The sequence below is a fragment of the Aeromonas veronii bv. veronii genome, from assembly GCF_000820225.1.
Taxonomy (GTDB): Bacteria; Pseudomonadota; Gammaproteobacteria; order Enterobacterales; family Aeromonadaceae; genus Aeromonas; species Aeromonas veronii.
The window spans coordinates 1-24,025 of record NZ_CDDK01000023.1 but is presented as its reverse complement, the minus strand read 5'-3'; the positions used below and the strand labels follow the sequence as shown (position 1 = coordinate 24,025).

General features: G+C 60.7%; 19 protein-coding genes and 1 riboswitch. Of the genes, 7 read left to right on the top strand and 12 right to left on the bottom strand.

The features are described 5' to 3' along the window. Nucleotides 1-3: 3 nt before the first annotated feature. The 10 genes from BN1139_RS21660 to BN1139_RS09540 all read right to left on the bottom strand — a co-directional run bounded on the left by BN1139_RS21660 (nucleotide 4) and on the right by BN1139_RS09540 (nucleotide 10,961). A complete protein-coding gene (locus BN1139_RS21660) occupies nucleotides 4-609 on the bottom strand; it encodes a hypothetical protein (protein WP_005348717.1) in 606 nt (201 codons plus the stop codon). A gap of 394 nt (nucleotides 610-1,003) precedes the next feature. After that, nucleotides 1,004-2,209 (bottom strand): 2-iminoacetate synthase ThiH, encoded by a 1,206-nt coding sequence (thiH, locus tag BN1139_RS09580; RefSeq protein ID WP_041202658.1) that lies wholly within the window; start codon nucleotides 2,207-2,209, stop codon nucleotides 1,004-1,006. 35 nt (nucleotides 2,210-2,244) lie between these two features. Further along, nucleotides 2,245-3,012, bottom strand: a complete 768-nt coding sequence (locus BN1139_RS09575) for a thiazole synthase (protein ID WP_005348712.1) — start codon at nucleotides 3,010-3,012, stop codon at nucleotides 2,245-2,247. 1 nt (nucleotide 3,013) lies between these two features. Then, entirely contained in the window at nucleotides 3,014-3,220 is a 207-nt protein-coding gene (thiS, locus tag BN1139_RS09570) for a sulfur carrier protein ThiS (protein ID WP_005348709.1), read from the bottom strand. Continuing rightward, the gene (locus BN1139_RS09565) at nucleotides 3,217-3,993 is read right to left on the bottom strand and encodes a HesA/MoeB/ThiF family protein (protein ID WP_005348707.1); all 777 of its coding nucleotides are present in this window, start codon (nucleotides 3,991-3,993) and stop codon (nucleotides 3,217-3,219) included. Before BN1139_RS09565 ends, thiS begins: the two co-directional genes overlap by 4 nt. Next, the gene (thiE, locus tag BN1139_RS09560) at nucleotides 3,983-5,590 is read right to left on the bottom strand and encodes a thiamine phosphate synthase (RefSeq protein WP_005348706.1); all 1,608 of its coding nucleotides are present in this window, start codon (nucleotides 5,588-5,590) and stop codon (nucleotides 3,983-3,985) included. The genes BN1139_RS09565 and thiE overlap by 11 nt, the downstream gene beginning before the upstream one ends. After that, entirely contained in the window at nucleotides 5,587-7,578 is a 1,992-nt protein-coding gene (thiC, locus tag BN1139_RS09555) for a phosphomethylpyrimidine synthase ThiC (protein ID WP_005348704.1), read from the bottom strand. Before thiC ends, thiE begins: the two co-directional genes overlap by 4 nt. Before the next feature lie 280 nt (nucleotides 7,579-7,858). Next, a riboswitch (TPP riboswitch) is annotated at nucleotides 7,859-7,971 on the bottom strand. Between the two features lie 271 nt (nucleotides 7,972-8,242). Then, nucleotides 8,243-9,706 carry an aerolysin AerA gene (gene aerA, locus BN1139_RS09550; RefSeq protein ID WP_013724157.1) on the bottom strand — a complete coding sequence of 488 codons (1,464 nt, stop codon included), beginning with the start codon at nucleotides 9,704-9,706 and terminating at the stop codon, nucleotides 8,243-8,245. Nucleotides 9,707-9,966: 260 nt separating this feature from the next. Next, the gene (locus BN1139_RS09545) at nucleotides 9,967-10,452 is read right to left on the bottom strand and encodes a hypothetical protein (RefSeq protein ID WP_005348698.1); all 486 of its coding nucleotides are present in this window, start codon (nucleotides 10,450-10,452) and stop codon (nucleotides 9,967-9,969) included. A gap of 86 nt (nucleotides 10,453-10,538) precedes the next feature. Then, nucleotides 10,539-10,961: a hypothetical protein gene (locus BN1139_RS09540; RefSeq protein ID WP_005340092.1), complete on the bottom strand. Its 423-nt coding sequence runs from the start codon at nucleotides 10,959-10,961 to the stop codon at nucleotides 10,539-10,541. 88 nt (nucleotides 10,962-11,049) lie between these two features. On the opposite strand from BN1139_RS09540, the gene BN1139_RS09535 reads away from it, so the two are divergent. After that, nucleotides 11,050-11,718, top strand: a complete 669-nt coding sequence (locus tag BN1139_RS09535; RefSeq protein ID WP_005348696.1) for a response regulator transcription factor — start codon at nucleotides 11,050-11,052, stop codon at nucleotides 11,716-11,718. Next, nucleotides 11,715-12,959, top strand: coding sequence for a sensor histidine kinase (locus BN1139_RS09530; protein ID WP_005348694.1), 1,245 nt, complete (start codon nucleotides 11,715-11,717; stop codon nucleotides 12,957-12,959). The genes BN1139_RS09535 and BN1139_RS09530 overlap by 4 nt, the downstream gene beginning before the upstream one ends. Nucleotides 12,960-13,043: 84 nt before the next feature. Here BN1139_RS09530 and rimK read toward each other — a convergent pair whose 3' ends face one another. After that, nucleotides 13,044-13,940, bottom strand: coding sequence for a 30S ribosomal protein S6--L-glutamate ligase (gene rimK, locus BN1139_RS09525; protein WP_005340088.1), 897 nt, complete (start codon nucleotides 13,938-13,940; stop codon nucleotides 13,044-13,046). A 231-nt stretch (nucleotides 13,941-14,171) separates the two neighbouring features. Then, nucleotides 14,172-17,867 carry a methionine synthase gene (metH, locus tag BN1139_RS09520; RefSeq protein ID WP_013724159.1) on the bottom strand — a complete coding sequence of 1,232 codons (3,696 nt, stop codon included), beginning with the start codon at nucleotides 17,865-17,867 and terminating at the stop codon, nucleotides 14,172-14,174. A 216-nt stretch (nucleotides 17,868-18,083) separates the two neighbouring features. Between metH and BN1139_RS09515 the strand changes: the two genes are divergently transcribed. The 5 genes from BN1139_RS09515 to BN1139_RS09500 form a co-directional block, all read left to right on the top strand. Then, a complete protein-coding gene (locus BN1139_RS09515; protein ID WP_021231596.1) occupies nucleotides 18,084-19,361 on the top strand; it encodes a cation:proton antiporter in 1,278 nt (425 codons plus the stop codon). A gap of 506 nt (nucleotides 19,362-19,867) precedes the next feature. Next, nucleotides 19,868-20,044 (top strand): hypothetical protein, encoded by a 177-nt coding sequence (locus BN1139_RS21655; RefSeq protein ID WP_005340085.1) that lies wholly within the window; start codon nucleotides 19,868-19,870, stop codon nucleotides 20,042-20,044. Nucleotides 20,045-20,305: 261 nt separating this feature from the next. Continuing rightward, on the top strand, nucleotides 20,306-21,328 hold the full coding sequence (locus tag BN1139_RS09510; RefSeq protein WP_005348688.1) for a LacI family DNA-binding transcriptional regulator: 1,023 nt from the start codon (nucleotides 20,306-20,308) through the stop codon (nucleotides 21,326-21,328). A gap of 114 nt (nucleotides 21,329-21,442) precedes the next feature. Continuing rightward, a complete protein-coding gene (gene nhaC / locus BN1139_RS09505; protein WP_005348686.1) occupies nucleotides 21,443-22,906 on the top strand; it encodes a Na+/H+ antiporter NhaC in 1,464 nt (487 codons plus the stop codon). Nucleotide 22,907: 1 nt separating this feature from the next. Continuing rightward, nucleotides 22,908-24,025 (top strand): MalY/PatB family protein (locus BN1139_RS09500; protein ID WP_041980431.1); only part of this gene is annotated, 1,118 nt, incomplete at its 3' end.

Below are 24,025 nucleotides of genomic sequence, written 5' to 3'. Positions count from 1 at the left end.
CTACTAACCATTGTCACTATCCTCCACTTTTTTGATTTTTCTCTTGATGGAGATAGATGCTTTATCAGTTTTAATAGGCTCAGGAAGGTCTTCGTTAATAAGACCCAAAGCTGTTACACGCTCATCAAGTGCAATTTCCCAACAGGAAACTTGAACACTATTCTGAAAACCAGCAAACGTGACTCGTTCTACATAGCGAAACTCATCTACTTCAATGGCAAAAAACCAAAGCACAGTTGCGGCATCCCCAATCTCTGGGGGCAATAGCGACATTTGTTTCATCGCTTCAACAGAAGGAATTAATCTGCGTTCCTCTGGGCAAGAGGGTCTCCCACGATATAGCCGAACGGGAACAGAACTAACAGAGAAGGTAAATTTTCCATCTGGTTTGACAATTCCAAGCCATGGCCATCCCGCATTATCTGCAGCCGCACGAATAATTCTGTTACGCGAGCACTCATACGCTCTCATACCTGTCGCACGGGCAGTATCACCAAGTTCATCATCATGCCTGTCAATAACATCATCTCTGACATCTCGGATAAGAGATGCAAGTCGTTTTAGTCGCTCTTGTGATAATGCCGGATTTAATTCCCACGGTTTTTGCATACTTAGAGATCCTCTAAAAAGGAGTTGGTGTAGCCCAGAAGGGTGCTCGGTGAAATGTCCTTGCATGATCTTGCGTTTTCGTTGATTTGTCAAGCCATCCAGAAAATGTCATCTCGTTTTTGATTGTTCAACCTCGATGGCCTACAGAGGAACTGGAAGCCCTTTTATGTTCCTAAACCCAGCTCAAAATCGGACATAGGGTGGATAAGGCAACCCCTCGCACAGAGTTCCATTCACCCACAGCTATTTTTACGCCAGCGAAACAATGCCAACGACAATCGTTACACCAGAGAGACAATCCTGCTGGAGCAAACAAAGCAAAGCGGCAAGCAATGGCGGGGACCTGCCCCTCCGATCTGCTTGCCGCTGTCTGTTACCACAGGTGTAAACGTCGTTAACGACCCAAAAACGGTTCCCAGTCCTTGAACACCGGCTGCAAACCCGCCTGCCGCACGGCGGCGGCCACTTCCCCCACCGGGCGGTCGTCGTGGATGGCGAACTGCTCCAGCTCCTCTGTATCCCCCTCGGCATAGCCACCCGGCTGGGTGCGCGACTCGGCCGACATCTGGGTGATGCCAAGGCGCACCGCGCCGTTGCGAAACGTAGCCGACTCGCGGGTGGAGAGGGACAAGTCCAGCGTGGGCGAGAAGAGGCGCCAGGCGCAGATAAGCTGGGCCAATTGGCGATCCGACATGACTACGGCAGGCTCCAGCCCACCGGTGCAGGGGCGCAGGCGCGGGAAGGAGAGCGAATAGCGGCTCTGCCAGTAGTGGCGCTCAAGCCAGCTCAGATGCTCGGCGACAAAGTAGCTGTCGGCGCGCCAGTCCGAGGAGAGGCCGATCAGCGCCCCCAGCCCTATCTTGTCGATACCGGCGCGACCGAGCCGATCCGGTGTGGCGAGGCGCCACGCGATGTCCCGCTTGTTGCCGCGCAGGTGATGGCGGGCGTAGGTGGGGGCGTGGTAGGTCTCCTGATAGACCATGACGGCGTCGAGGCCGAGGCTCTTCAGCTCGGCATAGTCGGCCTGCGAGAGGGGCTGCACCTCCATCCCTACCGTGCTGAAGTGGCGGCGGATGATGGGCATCACCTCGCGAAAATAGGCGAGCCCCACCTTGTGCTCGTGCTCGCCGGTCACCAGCAGCACGCTGTCAAAACCGCGCGCCTTGATGGCCAGACACTCACGCTCAATCTCCTCTGCATTCAGGGTCTTGCGCTTGAGGCGGTTGCTCATGGAGAAGCCGCAGTAGGTGCAGTCGTTGGCACAGAGGTTCGACAGATAGAGCGGCACATAGAAGCCGATGGTGTTGCCAAAACGCTGGCGGGTCAGTCGCTCGGCCTCGGCTGCCATCTGCGGCAGATAGGCTTCGGCGGCTGGGGAGATCAGCGCCATAAAATCGGCCAAGGTACGGCGGGGTGAACCCAGCGCCCGCTCTACATCGGCGGCGGTCTTGGCGCGGATCTGCATGCCGATATCGTCCCAATCAAGCTCCTGCCAGCGGTCGATAAAGGATGGCGCATCAGCCCTCACCCCCAGCCCCTCTCCCAGAGGGAGAGGGGGGCGCAGTGCCGCAGGAGCGGGGGACGTGGCGACAGAGGACATGGCCATTGGCTCTTGCTCCGAGCCAGCATCATGACTCATAACGCCCCCAGAAAATCGGTGAGCGGGCTGGAGGCTTGAGCCTGCAGGGCGCGGGCGCCAAGGCCCGCCTCATAGGCGCTGCGACCGGCGGTGCAGGCCAGCGCAAAGGCGCGGCCCATGGCGACCGGGTCACCACTCACCGCGATGGCGGTGTTGACCAGCACGGCATCGGCCCCCAGTTCAAAGGCGGCGGCAGCGTGGCTCGGTGCACCTATGCCCGCATCCACCACCACCGGCACATTGGCCTGCTCGACGATGATGGCGAGAAACTCCCGGGTCACCAGCCCCTGATTCGAACCGATGGGCGCGCCGAGCGGCATCACGGCGGCGCAGCCCACCTCTTCGAGCCGTTTGCAGAGCACGGGATCGGCCCCGCAGTAGGGCAGCACCACGAAGCCTTCTTTCACCAGCTGCTCGGCGGCTTTCAGCGTCTCGATGGGATCGGGCAGCAGATAGCGCGGATCGGGGTGGATCTCCAGCTTCAGCCAGTTCGTCCCCAGCGCCTCGCGGGCGAGGTGGGCGGCAAATACCGCCTCGGCGGCGGTCTTGGCGCCGGAGGTGTTGGGCAGCAGCTTGACCCCGAGTTGCAGCAAGGGACTCAGGATATCGTCATGGACCTTGCCCGGTTCAAGCCGCTTGATGGCCATGGTGACCAGCTGGGAGCCACTCGCCTCGATGGCGGCGGCCATCAGTTCCGGGCGGGCAAACTTGCCGGTGCCGGTAAAGAGGCGCGATGAGAAGGAGTGATCGGCAATGGTCAGCATGTCAGCCTCCCGCAATGGCGGTGAATAGATGAAGTTCGTCCCCGTCATTGAGACGGGTCTCGGCCCAGCGGCCACGGGGCAACACGGCGCCGTTGAGGGCTACCGCCACCCCCTGTGGATTAACTTCATGCGCCGCCAACAGGTCGGCCACGCTCTGCCCTGCCATCAGCGGCTGGGCCTTATCGTTGAGTCGAATGGTCAAGGTCATGGGGTGATCTCCTTATCGTGTGTCGGGCATCGGCACTGCCCGCAAACCGGGCAATCGGGGTCGGGAGCCAGAGTGAGGGTCTGCCACTGATGGGTTAGCGCATCGAAGCGGCGCAGGGTGCCGGCGACCGGGCTTGGCATCCCGAGCAGCAGTTTCAATGCCTCCAGCGCCTGCAAAGAGCCCATCACCCCGACCAGCGGGCCGGTGACGCCGCTGGTCTCGCAGCTCTGGGAGAGCTTGGTATCCAGCGGGTAGAGGCAGGCGTAGCAGGCGTGCTCACTGCTGGTACGCGCCATCAGCTGCCCCTGCCAACCCACCGCTGCGGCGGAGATCCAGGGCTTGCCCTGAGCCACGCAGGCGGCGTTGATGGCCTGGCGGGTGGCGAGGTTGTCGCAGCAGTCGATCACCAGATCTACCTCGGCCACAAACTCCGGCAGGCTGTCGGCATCGAGCCGCTGGTTGATGGCAATCAGCTCCACCAGCGGGTTGTGGGCAGCCAACCGCTCGCGGGCCAGCTCCGCCTTGGAGTGGTTGACTGCCTCGCTATCGAACAGGATCTGACGCGGCAAGTTGCTGGAATCGACCGTATCGCCATCGGCCAGCCACAAGGTGCCCACACCGGCCCCGGCGAGATAGAGGGCGAGCGGCGAGCCAAGCCCGCCCAAGCCCACGAGCAGCACGGACTTATCTTTCAGCCGCGCCTGCCCCGCCTCCCCCACTTCCGCCAGCATCAGCTGGCGGCCGTAGCGCAAATACTCGGCATCAGAGAGCATGTTCTGCCTCCCGTATAACGGTGGCCGAGCGTGGCTCATCCCCCGCTCCCACGGCCGCGAGCAGCCGCTCGGTCGCCCCCTGCCAGTCGTCGCTGGCCGTGATGGCCGAGACCAGCGCAATACTTCCGACCCCGCTTGCCTTGACCGCCGCCACCCGATCCTCGCTGATGCCGCCGATAGCCACCGTCGGCCAGTCGCACATCAGGGCACGGTAGCGGTGCAGCCGCACCAGCCCCTGCGGGCGCGAAGGCATCGCCTTGGTGTTGGTCGGGAAGATATGACCCAGCGCCATATAGGAGGGGGCCAGCTCGCGGGCTCGCATCAGCTCGAAGTAGCCGTGGGTGGAGATGCCAAGGCGCAGCCCGGCCCCCTGAATGGCGGCGAGATCGGCGGTCTCCATATCCTCCTGCCCCAGATGCACGCCCCAGGCGCCCGCCTCGATGGCCTGCTGCCAGTAGTCGTTGATAAAGAGCCGCGCCCCATGACGGCGACCAAGCGCTACCGCATCGCGAATGGCCGGTGCCACCTCTGCGGCAGGCAGATTCTTGATCCGCAGCTGGATGGTCTTGACCCCCTGCCCCAGCAGGCGGCGCAGCCACTTGACCGAGTCCACCACCGGATAGAGGCCCAGATGCTGTTCAGTTGCGGCAAAAGGGCCCTCCGGCAGGCGGGCACTGCTCGGTTCATAAAGTCCGAAGCGGCGATCGAGGGTTGATCCCGCCAGCACGGCGCGGGGGAAGTGGGCAAGATCTGCAGGCCAGCCAAGATGGGCGATGGGGCCGGGGCCAGCCCCAACTCCTTGCGCCGCCGCCAGCCCCTGTTGCAGGTAGGCTCGCGCCAGGGTGATGGCATCCTCCACCGGATAATCCTGCGCCACCACGGCGGCGATGGCGCTGGCGTAGCAGCAACCGGTGCCGTGGCCGTGGCGCGTATTCAGGCGCGGCGCCGCCAACCAGAATTCGCGGGTCTCATCCTGGTAGTAGTCCAGACACAGCTCCCCGCTCCACGCAAGATGACCCCCCTTGACCAGCACGGCGCGGGCGCCGAGTTCGCGCAGCCGCTGGGCGGCGAAGCGCACCAACACAGGGCTGGTCGCAGGAATGCCGGTCAGGGCCTCCAGCTCGGGGCCGTTGGGGGTGATGAGCGACAGACGTTGCAACAGCTGCTCACGCACCGCTTCCAGCATATTAGGCTCCGCCATCGGGGTGCCGGTGCTGGCGATGGCCACCGGGTCGTAGACCACGAAAGGGGCCTCGATGGCCGCCAGTCGGCGGGCCAGTACCTCCACATGGAGCCGGGTCGGCAGCAGGCCGATCTTGATGGCTGCGGGCGGCAGATCGACGCCGAGGGCGTCGATCTGGGCGGTGAAGGTCTGCATCAGCACAGGGTCAACCATCTTCACCGCAACCGAGTTCTGGGCGGTGATGGCGGAGATGACGGAGCAGCCGTGCACACCGAGGTCGTGCAATGTGTGCAAGTCGGCCTGAATGCCGGCGCCACCGCCGGAGTCGGAACCGGCGATGGTCCAGACAACCGGGCGAGAGTCGGTCACGGGCGACAGATCGGCGGGGCTGACAGCCCCGCTTGCGCTGCTCACGCCTCCTCCCCTGCGGCCTGTTTCAGTGCCGCCGCCTGATGGTAGATCTCGCCGCCGGTCTCCTTGAAAGTTTCAGCCATGCGAGCCATGCCGCTCTCCACCTGAGCCACCACCTGCTCCTGCTGGCCATCCATGCCGACCAGCTTGATCTCAACGGCCTCCAGCTTTGCTGCGTAGTCGCGCACGTCCTGAGTGATCTTCATGGAGCAGAACTTGGGCCCGCACATGGAGCAGAAGTGAGCCACCTTGCCGGACTCCTGCGGCAGGGTCTCGTCGTGATAGGCGCGAGCGGTGTCGGGGTCGAGGGCCAGATTGAACTGATCCTCCCAGCGGAACTCGAAGCGCGCCTTGGACATGGCGTTGTCGCGGATCTGGGCGCCCGGGTGCCCCTTGGCCAGATCGGCGGCGTGGGCGGCGATCTTGTAGGTAATCAGCCCCTGCTTCACATCCTCCTTGTTGGGCAGCCCCAGATGCTCCTTGGGGGTGACGTAGCAGAGCATGGCGCAGCCGTACCAGCCGATGAGCGCGGCGCCGATGCCGGAGGTGAAGTGATCGTAACCGGGCGCGATATCGGTGGTGAGCGGGCCGAGGGTGTAGAACGGCGCCTCGTGGCAGTGCTCCAGCTGCTCGGTCATGTTGCGCTCGATCATGTGCATGGGCACGTGGCCGGGGCCCTCGATCATCACCTGAACGTCATACTCCCACGCAATTTTGGTCAGCTCACCCAGGGTGCGCAGCTCGGCAAACTGGGCCTCGTCGTTGGCGTCATAGACGGAGCCCGGACGCAGACCGTCGCCCAGCGACAGGGCCACGTCATAGGCGGCGCACAGCTCGCAGATTTCGCGGAAGTGCTGGTAAAGGAAGTTCTCCTTGTGGTGGGAGAGGCACCACTTGGCCATGATGCTGCCGCCGCGCGACACGATGCCGGTGAGGCGTTTGGCGGTCATGGGCACAAAGCGCAGCAGGACGCCAGCGTGGATGGTGAAGTAGTCCACCCCCTGCTCGGCCTGCTCCAGCAGGGTATCGCGGAACAGCTCCCAGGTGAGGTCTTCGGCGATGCCGTTGGTCTTCTCCAGCGCCTGATAGATTGGCACTGTACCGATGGGCACCGGGCTGTTGCGCAGGATCCACTCGCGGGTCTCGTGGATGTAGCGGCCGGTGGAGAGGTCCATGACGGTGTCGGCACCCCAGCGGGTGGACCAGACCAGCTTCTCCACCTCCTCCTCGATGCTGGAGGTGACCGCCGAATTGCCGATGTTGGCGTTGATCTTCACCAGAAAATTGCGGCCGATGATCATCGGCTCCGCTTCCGGGTGGTTGATGTTGCTGGGGATGATGGCGCGGCCGGCGGCCACCTCATCGCGCACGAATTCGGGGGTGATGTTCTGGGGCAAACGGGCACCGAAATCGCGGCCCGGATGCTGGGTGCGCAGGAGCTCGGAGCGCACCCGCTCGCGACCCATGTTCTCGCGAATGGCGATAAATTCCATCTCGGGGGTGACGATGCCGGCACGGGCGTAGTGGAGCTGGGTGACCCGGCGGCCCGGCTTGGCGCGGCGCGGTTTCGGCAGATGCTCGAAGCGCAGGTGGTCGAGCCCCTCGTCGGCCAGACGCTCCTGAGTGAAGGTGGAGCTGAGCCCCGGCAGTTCGTCGGTGTCATCCCGCTCCAGCACCCAGTTTTCCCGCAGGCGCGGCAGGCCGAGGCGCACGTCGATGGCGACCCCCTCCTCCCCGTAACGGCCCGAGGTGTCATAGACCGGGATCGGTTCGTTGGGTTCGAACTTGGGATCTTCTTTGGTGCCACCGACGAAGGTATCGGCCAGCTGGATCTCCCGCAGGGGCACCCGGATATCGGCGCGGGAGCCTTCGATAAAGATGCGGCGGGAGTTGGGATGAGCCATCCCTTTGAGGCTGTCGATAAAGGCCTGAGCGCTGGAGCGCTGCTCGCGGCGGCTGGATTTGGCGGTATCAGATACAGAAGTAGACATAGCAAAACTCACATTAACTGGTTGAAGTTATGGGTATTTGCTTGTCTGGAGTTCGAGGAGAAGATGAACTTGCGGCGGGGTGTTTATCTCGGGAGGGAGTGCGCGCGGGATGGATCTCCGCGCTGCTGTTCTGCCGCTTCCCGCTCTCTGCATGCTTTGGGCAAGGCGCCCCACGTGCTGGACAACCGGACGGGACAGACTCCCTCCTGTGCGCCCTGACCCATCAAGGGTGATCCCTTCGATGAGCGGAAGAGGCTTGTCCCTCCTCCGGCGCGGTAACCCGCAAGTTACCCTTGTTCCCTTCGCAGGTTTTAACCTGATCAGGTTCCACGGATCCCGAATTAACGGTCTCAGCTTCGCGTCGTTCGACGGTCAGCACTCCGACAAGATGGCGCCAGTATAAGGGGGAAAATTTAAAGCACAAGCCGTTAACAATCTGGCCAACACGCCTCTTTCAACAAATGAGTGAACGATGCCTCGCTCACGGGGCCACCCCAAGCACAGGTCAAACCTGCGTTGGCATCAACTTGGCACGCCACAGGTTCCCGCTGTGATCATGCAGGGAGAAGAGGAGAAAAAGAGGGAAAGTCGAGGGACACAGAGCAAGAGCAGCGTCTTGCGCAGAACAGAAACAGGCCCCTATGAAAGGGGCCTGTGAGGGAGGTTATTGAACCGGAACTATGGTCAGGGATACGTTGCCAAACCCTTCGTTGGCAAGGGCCTCGCTGTCCAGATCCACACCGGTAAGCGCCACCTCATCGGCAGAGGCACTGCGCAGCTGGGCAGCCTTCGCGGAACGAGTCTGGGGCTGACCAATCTCGATATCGCCGGCAAACTGGCTCTCGGCATAGAAGTCACCAGTCACTGCCGAACGGATCGGGCGCAGCACACGACCCAGGTTATTCTGCATGGTCGACAAACCATACTCGCTGATGGTCCAGTTCCAGTCCCACCACTTCACTTCACCCGGGATATAACGCTTGTCCCACTGGTAGCGGATGCTGCTCGCCTTGTCGCGGAACGGGCCGACGGCAAAGGTGTGCTCCCAGGTGGGGCGATTCTCCGGATGGGTATACCAGGCATTGCCGCCCCAACGCAGGAAGCCCTTCATGGTCAGGTCATAATTGACCTCGGCCTTGAACTCGTAGGGGTAGGAGATGTTGGACTTGTAGAGGGCAACCCGCACCGGCAGGCTGGAGTGAGGCGGCACCGTGGGGCGCGCTTCAACCGAGACGGTCTCGGTCGTCGAGCCCCCTTTCTGGGAAGCCCAGCTCTGACTCGCAGCGATCTCGATGGCCAGTTCGGTTTCACCTACCAACGGCCATTGAAACTTGTTCTTGGTGGTCACCTTCTCGCTCAGGCTGTAGGTGTCGGTCTTCGACCAGTTGGTGGCCTTGTCGTACTTCAGGGTCACCACCACCTGCTGAGGCAGATCCGTGTAGTTGGTCGCATTGGCCGTGATGGTCTTCACCAGCTGCTTGCCGCTCTCGGTGACCTGGCCGTGACTAAAGGAGTCGGGTTCCAGGGTATATGAGAAGTTGCTTACCTTGATGGAGCTCTTCTCCCCGCAACGATATCCGGAGCAGCCGCCGTCATTATTTCCCTTTATCAACCAGCCATCGCCAACCCGGGTAACATCCATATCTTCCCCGACATAGGGGCTATGATTTCCACCCACCCAGGCGTATCCCAAATAATGGGCGAGATAACTGACTGGCTTGATAAAATAATCATTGTCGTGGACAAGCCTCCATTGCACATCGACCTCATCACCTGCCGGAATATTCCAGTCAGAGAGTGTTGGTATTTCTCCGGAAACCGGTGAATTTGGATAGCACCAGGTTTCTCCGGCAGTGCCCTGTTTGATTTCGCCATTATATCCCGACCCCATAATCACCCAGCGATCAGCCAGCCCGGTGATCTGCCACTGCCCCATGCGGCTGACCAGATTACCCTTGATACTCATGGCTTCATCACGGGTCAGAGGACGGTAACCACTGGCACAGACGCCCGTGCCAAGACCCGCCCACTTGACCTGATCAGGGTAGACAGGTTCAGCCGCCTGCACCTGAGCGAGCATCAATGAAGACGCCAAAAACGCCAGATTGGCGGTAATTATTCTATTCATCATTTATCCCTCTTTCAGACATACGATAATTGTTATTGTGTAGAAATATCCTTTTTCATTTGACAGGTATGGACTCCGACAAAACCTGACACAAATAAAATAAACCACCAAAAAACATCCATGACAAACAAAATAATGGTGATACAGGAAAATAATTAGAGCGATGACTTTATTGAGGAATAAATCATAAATATTGTGACAGTCATTATTTAATGGCTGCCACAATATGGTGAAGTTATATTAAATAAGAAGATGCTGAATTACTCTTCCGGATTGATCACTTCAATTCCCTGCAATATTCCATCCGCCGAACGGATCAATACCAGCTCGCTCCCGGCATGCAGATCGGCGGCCGAGCCGTTGACCCAGCGCACCTGCGGATTGAGTGGCACAGTGTCCAGGGTGGCCAACGTGAGCTGCCGGTCATCGAAGGATTGCAGGCGATCTTGCGCCCGCTGCCAGGGCTGATTGGCCAGCGGGGCTCTGGCGGCCAGCAGCTCAATCCGGGTGGCAACGCCATCGGCCACCAGCAGAGCGAGCTGGTCGCCGGGTTTGAGTGGCTGCGGCCAAATCTCCCCCTGCCGCCAGATGGCGGCACTGCCCTGCTCCACCTCGGCCCCCTGAAATTGCAGGCGGATGCCGTCGCTGTGCTCCAGCTCCACCAGCCACAATTCGTCGGCTCCCGCCTGCGCCGCCCAGAGCGGCACCCCCAGCATCCATGCACACCACTTTCTCGATTGTTCCATCTTCGTTCGTCCCTGAACAAAAAGCCCATGCAGGACAAGCATGGGCTTCATTCGGGAGCATTTCTAATCGGAACGCAGAGATCGGATCAGTCATCCTCGCGACAGCGGCTCAGGCGCATGCCGTCAAACTTGCACTCCAGCTCGAGCCAACGCCCTTCGAACGGCGCCAGACTGTTGTCCGAGGTGGTGTAGCCCCAGATCCGCCCCCCTTCGACCGGCCCTTCCAGATCCATCTCGTCCTTGTCATCTTCGTCGAGGGCTTCGACCTTGCGTACATAGCGCACGCCGTTCTCCACCACCCCTTTCATCTCGACCCAGGTACCGCCGAGATCATCCTCGTTGAGCCAATCCTTGAAGCGGGTCTGGTCATCGATCACGAACGGCATGCCGTTGACCATCAACTGGCCAAGCTGCCAGGTGGTGCGGCCGGTCAGTTTGAATTCGGTCGCCTGTGCAGTGCCAAGTGGCAACAAGATCAACAGCAGGAGGGCGCAGAGAGACTTCTTCATCAGGGATCCTCGGGGTTACACTGGCAAACAGGATGCCGAATCCGGTGTGAAAAGAGCGTGAAACGCTCACCAACCAGGAGAGCAAAGCATGAAGATTTTGGTAGTGGAAGACAATCCTCAGGTGGCGGAAACCATCATGGATTATCTGGAGCTGGCCGGTCACCGCCTCGATTGTGCCTATCACGGTCAGGCGGCGCTGCAACTGCTGGAGGAGCAGCGTTTCGACGTCATCATCATGGATGTGATGATGCCGCGCCTCGATGGCTTCAGCACGGTAGCGCGCCTGCGCGAGCAGGGGATTGCCACTCCCGTGCTGTTTCTCACCGCCCGCGACAGCCTGGAAGACAAGCTGGCGGGCTTCAAGGCGGGAGGGGATGACTATCTGGTCAAGCCGTTCGCCATGGAGGAGCTGGAGGTGCGGCTGCAAGCCCTCAGTCTGCGCGGCCCGCGCGGCGATGTGGGGGCCATCAGCTTTGGCGATCTGACGGTCGATGTCGCCAGCGGCCGCGCCACCCGCGCCGGTGAGCCCCTCAAGCTCGGCAAGATCCCGTTCCAAATCCTCGCGCTGCTGGCCCGCCGCGCCCCCGCCATCGTCAGCCGTCAGGAGGTGCTCGACACCGTCTGGGGGGATGAGGAGCCCGACTCCGATGCCCTGCGCAGCCATATCTACGCCCTGCGCAACGCGCTGGACAAACCCTTCCCCACACCCATGCTGGAGACCTTGCACGGTCAGGGCTACCGACTGGTGAGCGCATGAGCCTGCCGAGCCTGCGCCGCCGCCTGATCATGGCGCTCGGCGGCGCCGGGGTGGTGCTGCTGATCCTGCTCTCCGGCCTGATGCTGGTGGCCGAGGACAAGATGGAGGAGCTGAGCCTGCGCCACTGGCTGGAAGCCGAAGTGACCCGCTACAGCGATGACTGGCTGCGACTCGGCCCGGCCGCCGCCGCCCCAAGCCCCAGACAGTTCTCCAGCTACTGGACCGAGTCGGGCCGCCTGCCGAAATGGCTGAAGCCCTACCAGACCCCCGGCTTTTTCGAGCACCAACTGGGCAAGGAGGACAAACACTTTCTGGTGGCCCGCCACCCCTCCGGCGAGGGACTGCTCTATCTGGTCTTCAACGACGACGCTGACGACTACCTCGACCCCTACGAAGACAAGCTGCATCTGGCGACCCGACTGATCGGGGTGACCCTGCTGCTGGGCTGCCTCGGCTTCGGCATCTGGCTGGTGCGCCATATCACGGGGCCGCTGCAACGGCTGCAACAGAGGGTTGCCCACCTCACCCCGGATCAGGCGGATTTCGAGCCCGACGCCCCCTGGCAGGAGCTGCGGGATATCGAGCTGGCGCTGCTGGCCGGCAAGCAGGAGGTGAGCGCAGTGTTTGCTCGCGAGCAGGAGTTCAGCCGCTTCGCCAGCCACGAGCTGCGCACCCCCAACATGGTGATCCAGGGCTCGGCGGCCCTGCTCGGCAAGGTGACGGACTTGCCCGCACCGGCCGCCCGCGCCACCACCCGCATCCGCGCCGCCGCCGACGAGATGGCGCTGCTCACCGAGACCTTCCTGCTGCTGGGCCGCAAGGAGGCGGTGGAGCGGCCACTGCAGCAGGTCACCCCGCTGATCCTTCAGGAGCTGGCCCGCCTCGCCCCGCTGTTGCAGCGGGAGGCGCTCGATATCCGGCTTAATCTGGACGAGAGCAGCGAAGTAAACGCCCCCCTCTCCCTGCTCGCCATTGCCCTCGGCAACCTGCTGAAAAATGCCCTGAGCTATGCCGAAGGACATATCGACATCGAGCTGTGCGGCCCGGTGCTCACCATCAGCAACCCGACGGCGGCGGCTCCGGATCAGATCCTCGGCTATGGCTGTGGCCTCACCATCATCCAACGCATCTGCGAGAAGCTGGGCTGGCAGATCGACACCCGGCTCGAGGATGGCGTATTCAGCGCCCGGCTGGCGATGATCGCCGCCGGAGAGTTTTCTCTCCCTTTGGGAGAGGGCTAGGGTGAGGAAACTGCCGCACCAGCCAGATAGCAACAAGGCGCCCGAGGGCGCCCTGTTTCTATCTGACAGATGCAAGCCTGAGGCTCACTCCGCCGGTTTGTTCTTGCGGCTCGCCTTGAGTTCGAGGAACTCGATGATCTTGCCGGCCACATCCTTGCCGGAGGCGGCTTCCACCCCTTGCAGGCCGGGGGAGGAGTTGACCTCCAGCACCAGCGGGCCACGGGCGCTGCGCAGGATATCGACCCCCGCCACATCCAGCCCCATGATCTTGGCGGCCTGCACCGCGGTAGCGCGCTCTTCCGGAGTGATCTTGATCGCCTCGGCGGTGCCGCCACGGTGCAGGTTGGAGCGAAACTCCCCCGGCTGGGCCTGACGGCGCATGGCGGCAACTACCTTGCCGTTGACCACCAGACAGCGGATGTCGGCGCCATTGGCCTCGCGGATATACTCCTGCACCAGAATGTTGTTGTTGGTCTGGATAAAGGCCTCGATCACGCTCTCGGCGGCTTTCTGAGTCTCGCAGAGCACCACGCCAATCCCCTGGGTTCCCTCCAGCAGCTTCACCACCAGCGGCGCCCCGCCCACCATGGTGATGAGGTCGGGTACGTCGTGGGTGCTGTGGGCATAGCCGGTGATGGGCAGGCCGATGCCATGTCGGGAGAGCAGTTGCATCGCCCGCAACTTGTCGCGGGAACGGCTGATGGCCACCGAGCTGTTGAGGGCCATGGTGTTCATCATCTCGAACTGGCGCAGCACGGCGGTGCCGTAGGCGGTAATGCTGGCCCCGATCCGGGGGATCACGGCGTCATAACTTCCCAGCTCCCCACCCTCGTAGTGAATGGAGGGGTTGTGGGAAGCGATGTTCATATAGCAACGCAGGGTGTCGAGCACCTCTACCTGATGACCGCGCGCCTGTGCCACCTCGACCAGACGGCGGGTGGAGTAGTTTTTCGGCTCACGGGATAAAATGGCGATCTTCATGACAATTCCGCTAGAAGGCTATGCCTGGGCAGGATGGGGCGGGAGAGTATAAGGTGCCACAGCGCCAAGACAACGCCAATTGTTTATCCTGACAACAAGACAAACCACACCAAACCGCACGCTACCACATCACTGTGACCAACAGGTTAAACGGCGGCTCTGCGCAGGTTGTTCAACCCGAGCAAGGATGCCGCCGTTTCTCGTTAAAGATCAACCGATGTCACGCGGGAGTCAGTTCAGGTTTGGCCCCAACCAGCGCTCGGCCTCTGCCAGCGTCATCCCCTTGCGAACAGCGTAATCTTCCACCTGATCTTGCTGGATCTGCGCCACCGCGAAGTATTTGCTCTCGGGATGGGAGAAGTACCAGCCCGACACCGCCGCCCCCGGCCACATGGCGTAGGATTCGGTGAGCTGCATGCCGATAGCCTGCTCCACCTCCAGCAGCTCCCAGATGCTCCCCTTCTCGGTGTGCTCCGGGCAGGCCGGATAACCGGGCGCCGGACGGATGCCCTGATAGTTTTCGCGGATCAGCTCCTCGTTGCTGAGGGCCTCGTCCGGGGCATAACCCCAGTGCACCTTGCGCACCTGTTCGTGCAGGTACTCGGCAAAGGCCTCAGCCAGACGGTCGCACACCGCCTGAATAAGGATGGCGTTGTAGTCATCGTGCTGTGCCTTGTAGGCCTTGGCGATGGCCTCCTCACCGATGCCACCGGTCACCGCGAAGGCGCCGATCCAGTCGGGCTTGCCGCTCTCTTTCGGTGCCACATAGTCCGCCAGACAGTAGTTGGGGAAGCCCTGCTTCTCGCTCTGCTGGCGCAGGTGGTGCAGCACCTTGATGACCTCGGTGCGGGACTCGTCGCTGTAGACCTCGATGCTGTCCCCTACCGCGTTGGCCGGGAACAGGCCGACCACCCCGGCGCAGCGCACGCTCTGATCTTTTTCCAGCTGGTCCAGCATGGCGTTGGCGTCGGCAAACAGCTTGGTCGCCTCCTCGCCGATGATCTCGTCCTCGAGGATGCGCGGGAATTTGCCCGCCAGCTCCCAGCTGAGGAAGAACGGTGTCCAGTCGATGTAGGGGCGCAACACCGAAATGGGCACATCTTCGAACTTCTGCACCCCGAGCTCGCGGGGCTTGGGTGGCTGGTAGCCAACCCAATCCAGCTGATGCCGGTTGGCGCGGGCATGGGCCAGACTGACCGGGCGGGAGCGCGGCTGCTTGCGGGCATGCTGATCCCGGGCGATCTCGTACTCCTTGTCGATGCGGGCGACAAACGCCTCCTTGAGATCCGGACTAAGCAGGCTCTGGGCCACCCCGACCGCACGGGAGGCGTTGGAGACATAGACCACGGGCTCCGAGTAGTTCTGTTCGATCTTCACCGCAGTGTGCGCCTTGGAGGTGGTAGCACCGCCGATCAGCAGCGGCAGCTTGAAGCCCTGACGCTCCATCTCCTTGGCCACGTGCACCATCTCGTCCAGCGACGGGGTGATGAGACCCGACAACCCGATGATATCAGCGCCGACCTCCCGCGCAGTCTTGAGAATGGTCTCGCAGGAGACCATGACCCCGAGGTCGACAATCTCGAAGTTGTTGCACTGCAGCACCACCCCGACGATGTTCTTGCCGATGTCGTGCACGTCCCCCTTCACGGTGGCCAGCACGATTTTGCCGTTGCTGGAGCCGCCCGACTTTTCCGCCTCGATATAGGGCTGCAGATAGGCCACCGCCCGCTTCATCACCCGCGCCGATTTCACCACCTGCGGCAGGAACATCTTGCCCGCTCCGAACAGGTCGCCCACCACGTTCATGCCATCCATCAGCGGCCCTTCGATGACGTGCAGCGGCTTCTCCGCGCCAGCGCGTGCCTCTTCGGTATCCTCTTCGATAAAGTCGGTGATCCCCTTGACCAGTGCGTGCTCCAGCCGCTTGCCCACCGGCCAGCTGCGCCACTCCTGATCCCGCGGATCCTCCGCCTGGGCACCGGCACCGCGATACTTCTCGGCGATGGCCAGCAGCTCCTCGGTGGCGTTGTCATTGAGGTTGAGCACCACCGCCTCAACCTTCTCTTTCAGCTCCGCCGGAATGTCTTCATAGATGGCGAGCTGACCGGCGTTGACGATCCCCATATCCATACCGTTCTTGATGGCGTGGTAGAGGAAGACGGCGTGAATGGCTTCCCGCACCGGCTCGTTGCCGCGAAACGAAAACGAGACGTTGGAGACGCCGCCGGAGATCATGGCGTGGGGCAGGTGCGTTTTGATGTCCTTCACCGCCTCGATGAAGTCCACCGCGTAGTTGTTGTGCTCGTCGATGCCGGTCGCTACCGCGAAGATATTGGGGTCGAAGATGATGTCTTCCGGCGGGAAACCGACCTGATCCACCAGGATCCGGTAGGCACGCTGGCAGATCTCGAACTTGCGGGCACGGGTATCGGCCTGCCCCGCTTCATCGAACGCCATCACGATGACGGCGGCGCCGTAGCGGCGCAGCAATCTGGCCTGCTGGATAAACTTCTCCTCCCCCTCTTTCATGGAGATGGAGTTGACCACCGGCTTACCCTGCACGCACTTGAGGCCCGCCTCCAGCACCTCCCACTTGGAGGAGTCGATCATCACAGGCACCCGGGCGATATCCGGCTCACCAGCGATGAGATTGAGGAAGCGCACCATGGCCGCTTCGGCGTCCAGCATCCCCTCGTCCATGTTGATGTCGATGATCTGGGCGCCGTTCTCCACCTGCTGCTTGGCAACATCGAGCGCCTCGTCGTAGAGCCCCTCCTTGATCAGCCGCTTGAACTTGGCCGAACCGGTAACGTTGGTGCGCTCCCCCACGTTCACGAACATGGACTCGGGGGTGATGATCAGCGGCTCGAGACCCGACAGGCGGCAGGCCACCGGCAGCTCGGGCAGCACGCGCGGCTTGATGCCCGCCACGGCGTCGGCCATGGCGCGGATATGGGTCGGGGTGGTGCCGCAGCAGCCACCGACCAGGTTGAGAAAGCCGCTTTGGGCCCACTCGCGGATATGCTCCGCCATCTCACCCGCATCGAGGTCGTACTCGCCGAACGCATTGGGCAGACCGGCGTTGGGGTGGGCGCTGACGCAGGATTCGCTGATGCGCGACAGCTCCTCCATGTACTGGCGCAGCTCATCCGGCCCCAGCGCGCAGTTGAGACCGAAGGAGACCGGTTTGACGTGGCGCAGCGAATGGTAGAAGGCTTCGGTGGTCTGGCCGGAGAGGGTTCGGCCGGAGGCATCGGTAATGGTGCCGGAGATCATCACCGGCAGGCTGTAGCCCAGCGCCTCGAACACCCCTTCCACCGCGAAGGCGGCGGCCTTGGCGTTGAGGGTATCGAAGATGGTCTCGATCAGGATGATGTCGGCGCCGCCCTCGATCAGGGCGTGGGTCGATTCGGTGTAGGCGGCCACCAGCTGGTCATAGGTGACGTTGCGCTTGCCGGGATCGTTCACATCCGGCGAGATGGAGGCGGTACGATTGGTGGGGCCCAACACCCCTGCGACGAAACGCGGCTTGGCGGGATCTTTTGCCGTCCACTCGTCGGCCACGGCGCGGGCCAGACGGGCGGCTTCCCGGTTGATCTCGGCAGAAAACTCTTCCATCTCGTAATCGGCCATGGCGATGCGAGTGGCGTTGAAGGTGTTGGTCTCGAGAATGTCGGCCCCGGCAGCGCAATACTGCTCGTGGATCTCGCGGATCACAGCCGGACGGGTCAGCACCAGCAGATCGTTGTTGCCCTTGATGTCGGTATGCCAGTCGGCAAACCGCTCACCCCGATAATCCGCCTCCCCCAGCTTGTAGCCCTGGATCATGGTGCCCATGGCCCCGTCGATGATCAGGATCCGCTCCCTGAGGCAGGCTTCCAGCTTCTTTGTTATGTCCGACTGCTTGCTCGGCTCTCTGCTCGACATTACGTTCGACACCGCGTGTTCCTCTTACATCCATGCAACTGCGTAAACAGCATCCTAACAGCAAACAAATAAAATGGAAATCTAGCCGTCTATCAGTCCAAATTCGCCACTATATACTCATTTATGGGTAATGAGTAACATAGGGCCCGAGAGTAACCTATGCCCGTCCTGCATAGGGATACGTGCTTGCTGTCTACCAACGAGAAAAAAATAACTATGAGCGTCTACTACACACTCTGTTTTCTGGCAGCGTTGGCGATTTTTATCGCCTTTGCCAACCAGTATGTTGTGAAGATCCAGACCACCATCGCCATTACTGCGGGCTCCATGCTGATCTCCGCACTGCTGGTGCTGTTTGGCAAACTGGGTTGGTTCAATCTGGAACCTCTTGCCGTCAAAACCATGGAGAGCATCGACTTCCAGAACTTCCTGCTGAAGGGGATTCTGGGCTTCCTGCTGTTCGCCGGTGGCCTTGGCATCAACCTCAAGGCGCTGCGTAGCCAGAAGTGGGAGATCACCATTCTGGCCATCATTGCCACCCTGCTCTCCACCTTCCTCATCGGCTACGGCTTCTGGTTTATCGCCAAGCTGCTGGGCTGGGAGTTGCCGCTGGTCTACTGCATGCTGTTCGGCGCGCTGATCTCCCCCACTGACCCGATTGCCGTACTGGCCATCGTCAAGAAGATGAAAGCGCCACCCCAGATCGCCATCCAGATCGAAGGGGAATCCCTGTTCAACGACGGTGTTGGCCTCGTCATCTTCGCTACCGTGTTTGCCGTCGCCTTTGGCGGTGTCGAGCCCACCTTCGGTAGCGTGGCCGGTCTGTTCCTGCACGAAGCCCTCGGTGGCATCCTGTTCGGCGCCGTGCTGGGCCTCATCGCCCACGTGATGATCAGCGCCACCGACGACGGTTCATTGGAGCTGCTGCTGACCCTCTGCATCCCGACCGCCGGCTTCGCCTTTGCCAACATGATCGGCGTCTCCGGCGCACTGGCCATGGTGGTCACCGGCATCATGATCGGCAACTGGACCCGTCACTCCGGCTTCTCAGAGCAGAGCAGCCATCACCTGGATCACTTCTGGGAGTTGATGGACCAGTTCCTCAACGCCCTGCTGTTCCTGCTGATCGGTCTGGCGCTGGTACTGCTGGATCTCGCCTGGCGTGACTGGATCCTGCTGGTCATTGCGGTGCCGCTCTGCCTGGGTGCCCGCTTTATCAGCGTGTCGCTGCCCTATGTGGCTTTCCGCCGATTCCGCAATTACAACACCTTCTCGGTGCGGATCCTCACCTGGGGTGGCCTGCGCGGTGGTCTGGCGATGGCGATGGCACTGGCACTCCCCTCCGGCGTCATGATGATCCCGGAACATGGCGTCGATCTGCGTCAGGTCATCCTGGTGATGACCTACTCGGTGGTGATGTTCTCCATCGTGGTGCAAGGCATGACCATCACCCCGATGATCACGGCTGCCAAGAAGGCCTGTGGCGACTACTGAGTCGGCCCACTGTGCTGATTGCAGAATGAGAGAGGGCTCCCGTCGGGAGCCCTCTTTTTATGGCGGATAGTTGCGAATATTTGCTGCTGATAGCACCTTGATTACACAGAGGAAAAGCGTACTGGCTTCAACATCGGCAAATTATTGTTTGCTTTTTATTCATTTCGAGGAGAGAATGCGCGTCGGCTAGTTAATCAGCCCTGTTTATGTTTACCCTGCAATGTTTCACCTCACGATGAATCCTGCCAGTACCCGCATAACCTTCTTCTGATTTACTCGCCTTGAGAACCGTCAGGCTGTCTGCCTGCGTTGCCCGGCTCTCACGGTGCAGACCCGATCTGCCCACCCAATTTGATTTATGCATCAGCATATTCCTTGAAAGTGCAGACGCCCCTTAACCGGGCTGGGTATTCCTGCGCGCTTGTCGTTCACCCAATCGACCGCGCCCATTGACCTGACATTTGCCAATACAAGGAGCAAACACCTAATTTATATAGAGAAATACCATGATGAAAGCAGTACAAACACACAAGCCCCTGCGTCGCAGCAAGCCCATCAACCTGCCTGTGCAAGAGCACGACAATGATGCGTTTCTGATCCAGTTCAGCACCCGCTTCAGCGGCGGTTTCGCCATCTCCTGTGATGGTATCGCTGGCGAGTTCTCCATCGAAGACCTCAACTGATCCTGCCTGCCCTCCGGCAGCGCCCGATGCAGACAGGCCGCAACTCACGGCGGCCTCTTTGCTTCTTCCCCAACTATCATTTCATGATTGAAAAGTCAGCCTCGCCGCAGTTCCCCTCTCTGTCGCTTGTCCGACTGATAAACCATACATAACGCCACTTCGCTCACAGATCCCAGTAAAGAAAACCAGCGGAGATAGCTGACACAACAAGTTGTCGCTATAAGGAAGCTCCTTATCTACCGCGCACCAAAAGGCAATCAGATGGCCACGATCAAACAGGTCGCAGCACTAGCCAGAGTCTCGACAGCGACCGTCTCACGGGTGCTTAACAACTCCGCCTACGTTGAACCTGCAACCCGCGAACGGGTTGAGAAGGCGATGCGGACACTCAACTATCGTCGGGATATGGCTGCGGTCGCGCTGGCCAAGCGGAGCGGCAATATGCTTGGTTTGCTAACAGGCAATCTCGCCGATCCCTTCTTTGCCAGATTGGCTCGCGGAGTGGAAGCCATCAGCCGGCAGCACGGCTTTCGCTTGATGGTGTGCAGCGGCTCCCATCAGAGCGAGCTGGAACAATATGGACTCGAGTTCCTGATCAATCAGGGCTGCGAGGCGATCGTTGCCCACACAACTCGCCTCTCTGACGAGCAACTGCTCCGTTACGCCTCCCATATGCCAGCGCTGATCCCCATCAATCGCTATCTGCCCGAGCTGGCTCACCGCTGCGTCTGGCTGGACAACCGGGCAGGCACCAGAGCGGCCGTCGACCATCTGGTAGCTCAAGGCCATCGCCAGATCGGCTTCATCACCTGTGACCTGCCCATCGCCGATCGACAGTCGCGCCTGGAGGGATATCAGCAAGGAATGTCTTACTACCATCTGGAGATCAAACCAAGCTGGGTTATCAGCCAGCCCTTTACCGAGGAGGGAGGAGAGCAGGCCGCTGCACATATGCTGGCTGAGTGTCCGGAAGTCACCGCCGTGCTCACCTTCAACGATGTGATGGCTGCAGGCATAATGGCGCACCTGAGAAAATGCGGACGACGACTCCCCGAGGATCTGTCGATTATCGGGTTTGATGACATTCTGCTGGCTCGCTACCTCTATCCGCCTCTCACTACCCTTCACTACCCCATAGAGACGATGGCCAAACGGGCTGCCGAGCTGGCCATCGCCCGCCTGCAACAGCAGGAGCCGGGCCCAGGCCGCCATGAATTCAGCCCTTCACTGGTTATTCGAGAGTCTGTTTCACCACTGATTCAAGCCCCAATCTTGCTATCATGATCACGTTTTATGACGCCATGTAACCGGTTACATGACCACCATGCAAGGCTCACATTTTCACCAACCTGTTCACCACACAATGGCGACATGTTCTGAAGCGATGGATCCACAGTGATGAAACAAGAGAGAAAAAACCTGACCCTGGGGCTGGCCACATTACCCATTCTGGTGATGCTGGTGCTCCTGATCGTTGGCTATGTTCTGATGGGACTGCGCATCGAGCCACTGCTCCTGCTGTCCGCCGTCTTCACCGCGCTGCTGGCCTGCTGGCAAGGCTACAGCTGGGACGAAATCATCCAGTCCATCGTCCAGAAGCTGGCCAAGGCGATGCCTGTCATCCTTATTCTGGTCTGTGTCGGCGGGCTGATTGGCAGCTGGATGTTCAGCGGCACCATTCCCTACATGGTCTATTGGGGGCTCAAGCTGATCAGCCCGCAGTACATTCTTATCGCAGCTTTCTTCATCACCAGTCTGGTCTCGGTCTGTACCGGTACATCCTGGGGTTCGGCAGGCACGGTCGGGGTAGCCCTGATGGGGGTTGCTCACGGACTGGATGTCTCTCTGGCTGCCGCAGCCGGTGCCGTGGTATCCGGCGCCTATTTCGGTGACAAGATCTCACCTCTCTCCGATTCGACCAACTTCGCAGCCATTGTGGCCGATACCACGCTCTACGCTCATATCCAGCATCTGCTCTGGACGACGCTACCCAGCTTTTTGCTGGCTGCCTGCGTCTTCTTTTTCGCCGGTTTTTCTGCCATCGGGGAAGAGGTGGCCACACCGGAGAAGGTACTTACCATACTGTCCACGCTGGAGCAGCTTTACCACTTCAACCCTCTCCTGCTGCTGCCCCCGCTGATTGTACTGTGGGGTGCGATCGCCAAGAAGCCCACCATCCCCTTGATGTTGCTGGCCAGCGCCATCGCTATCGGTCTCGGGATCACCATGCAGGGATTGCCACTCCAGTCCGGTTTCAATGCCCTGATCGACGGCTTCAACCTCACCATGTTTACCCCGCTGGGTCATGACATCAGCCAGCTTATCCCCGATATTCCCCGCTTGCTCAATCGCGGCGGCATGTTCTCTATGATGAGCACCATTCTGCTGGTCTTCTGCGCCTTCTCCTTCGCAGGGGTACTGACGCTGACGGGCGCACTCGACCTCATCATCAATCGCCTGCTGACGCTCATTCACTCCACTGGCCAATTGATCGCCTCAACCATCGCCACCACCCTGCTGGTCACCGGAGCCACCAGCGATGGCAAGCTGGCACTGCTTATCCCGGGCGAGCTGTTTCAGGATGCCTACCGCCGCATGGGGCTGGATACCAAGAACCTCTCCCGCACCATTGAAGATGCGGGCACAGTGATTGAACCCCTGATCCCGTGGACTGCCGCTGGTGTCTATATGGCGGGCACCCTTGGTGTCTCGACGCTTGATTACCTGCCCTGGGCCATTCAATGCTATGCCGCCATCTTCTTCGCTCTTGCCTACGGCTTTACCGGCATCGGCATTGCGCGTACAGGCCAGCAAGAGTTGAGCAGGGAGCCGCTGACCATGACTGTGGCCAAGGAGCAATAAGATGTCAGACCATAACTTCGACAGCGTGATTGATCGCCACAATACCAACTCCATCAAGTGGGACTGCATGCCCCAATACCTCGGCATTGATGGCAGCGACCTGCTGCCGATGTGGGTATCCGATTTCGACTTTGCCTGCCCGCCAGCCGTGCAGCAGGCACTGCAACAGCGGGTGGCCCACGGCGTCTTTGGTTACAGCGAACGGCGGGATGACTACTTCACCGCCATGCAACAGTGGTTTGCCCGGCGCCATCAGCTCACCATCGAACGGGAGTGGATCCACTCTATTGAGGGGGTGATCCCCGGTATTTCACTGCTGTTGCAGATGCTGACACGACCAGGAGAAGGGGTGGTTATCCAGGGCCCCTGCTATGGATCCTTTGCCAAGATCATCGGCCTGAATGAACGACGCCTGCTCGACAATCCGCTGCAACGCACAGGGAACAGCTACCAGATGGATCTGCCGCAGCTGGCTCACCTCTTCAAGGTGGAACGCCCCGCCATGATGATCCTCTGCAATCCCCACAACCCGACCGGCAGAAGCTGGACCTTCACCGAGCTCAATGAACTGGCGACGCTGTGCCAACAACACGGCGTGACGCTGGTATCAGACGAGATCTGGGCAGACCTGCAGCTGGATGGACACCGACATACCTCGGTGCTCTCCCTGCCTGCCCATCTGTTGCCAAACATGGTGGTGGCGACCTCCGCCAGCAAGAGCTTCGGTCTCTCCTCGTTGCGCATCTCCAACTTCATCATCCCGGCCCCTGCGCTGCGCCAGCGCTTTAAACAGCGTCTCGACGCCCATGGTCTGGATGTGTTCAATGCGCTCTCCATGGAGGCGGCTACCGCGGCCTATCAACACGGCGAGTCATGGCTAAACGGCTTGCTCGCCTATTTGACGGAAAATCGCCGCTGGTTCGCCACGCAGCTGGCAACCCGGTTGCCGGGTCTGCAACTGATGGACGCCGATGCCACCTATCTGGCCTGGATCGATTGCCGCCAACTGGGGCTGCCGGACGATGAGCTGAAACAACTGCTCATCGAAGAGGCAAGCATAGTCCCGTCGATGGGGGTTGGCTTCGGGGAGGGGGGGCAGGGCTTTATTCGCCTCAATCT

Bases quoted from the DNA above. Each gene is read 5' to 3' on its own strand.
- BN1139_RS21660 (WP_005348717.1), bottom strand. From the start codon at position 609: ATGCAAAAACCGTGGGAATTAAATCCGGCATTATCACAAGAGCGACTA.
- thiH (WP_041202658.1), bottom strand. From the start codon at position 2,209: ATGTCCTCTGTCGCCACGTCCCCCGCTCCTGCGGCACTGCGCCCCCCT.
- BN1139_RS09575 (WP_005348712.1), bottom strand. From the start codon at position 3,012: ATGCTGACCATTGCCGATCACTCCTTCTCATCGCGCCTCTTTACCGGC.
- thiS (WP_005348709.1), bottom strand. From the start codon at position 3,220: ATGACCTTGACCATTCGACTCAACGATAAGGCCCAGCCGCTGATGGCA.
- BN1139_RS09565 (WP_005348707.1), bottom strand. From the start codon at position 3,993: ATGCTCTCTGATGCCGAGTATTTGCGCTACGGCCGCCAGCTGATGCTG.
- thiC (WP_005348704.1), bottom strand. From the start codon at position 7,578: ATGTCTACTTCTGTATCTGATACCGCCAAATCCAGCCGCCGCGAGCAG.
- aerA (WP_013724157.1), bottom strand. From the start codon at position 9,706: ATGAATAGAATAATTACCGCCAATCTGGCGTTTTTGGCGTCTTCATTG.
- BN1139_RS09545 (WP_005348698.1), bottom strand. From the start codon at position 10,452: ATGGAACAATCGAGAAAGTGGTGTGCATGGATGCTGGGGGTGCCGCTC.
- BN1139_RS09540 (WP_005340092.1), bottom strand. From the start codon at position 10,961: ATGAAGAAGTCTCTCTGCGCCCTCCTGCTGTTGATCTTGTTGCCACTT.
- BN1139_RS09535 (WP_005348696.1), top strand. From the start codon at position 11,050: ATGAAGATTTTGGTAGTGGAAGACAATCCTCAGGTGGCGGAAACCATC.
- BN1139_RS09530 (WP_005348694.1), top strand. From the start codon at position 11,715: ATGAGCCTGCCGAGCCTGCGCCGCCGCCTGATCATGGCGCTCGGCGGC.
- rimK (WP_005340088.1), bottom strand. From the start codon at position 13,940: ATGAAGATCGCCATTTTATCCCGTGAGCCGAAAAACTACTCCACCCGC.
- metH (WP_013724159.1), bottom strand. From the start codon at position 17,867: ATGTCGAGCAGAGAGCCGAGCAAGCAGTCGGACATAACAAAGAAGCTG.
- BN1139_RS09515 (WP_021231596.1), top strand. From the start codon at position 18,084: ATGAGCGTCTACTACACACTCTGTTTTCTGGCAGCGTTGGCGATTTTT.
- BN1139_RS21655 (WP_005340085.1), top strand. From the start codon at position 19,868: ATGATGAAAGCAGTACAAACACACAAGCCCCTGCGTCGCAGCAAGCCC.
- BN1139_RS09510 (WP_005348688.1), top strand. From the start codon at position 20,306: ATGGCCACGATCAAACAGGTCGCAGCACTAGCCAGAGTCTCGACAGCG.
- nhaC (WP_005348686.1), top strand. From the start codon at position 21,443: ATGAAACAAGAGAGAAAAAACCTGACCCTGGGGCTGGCCACATTACCC.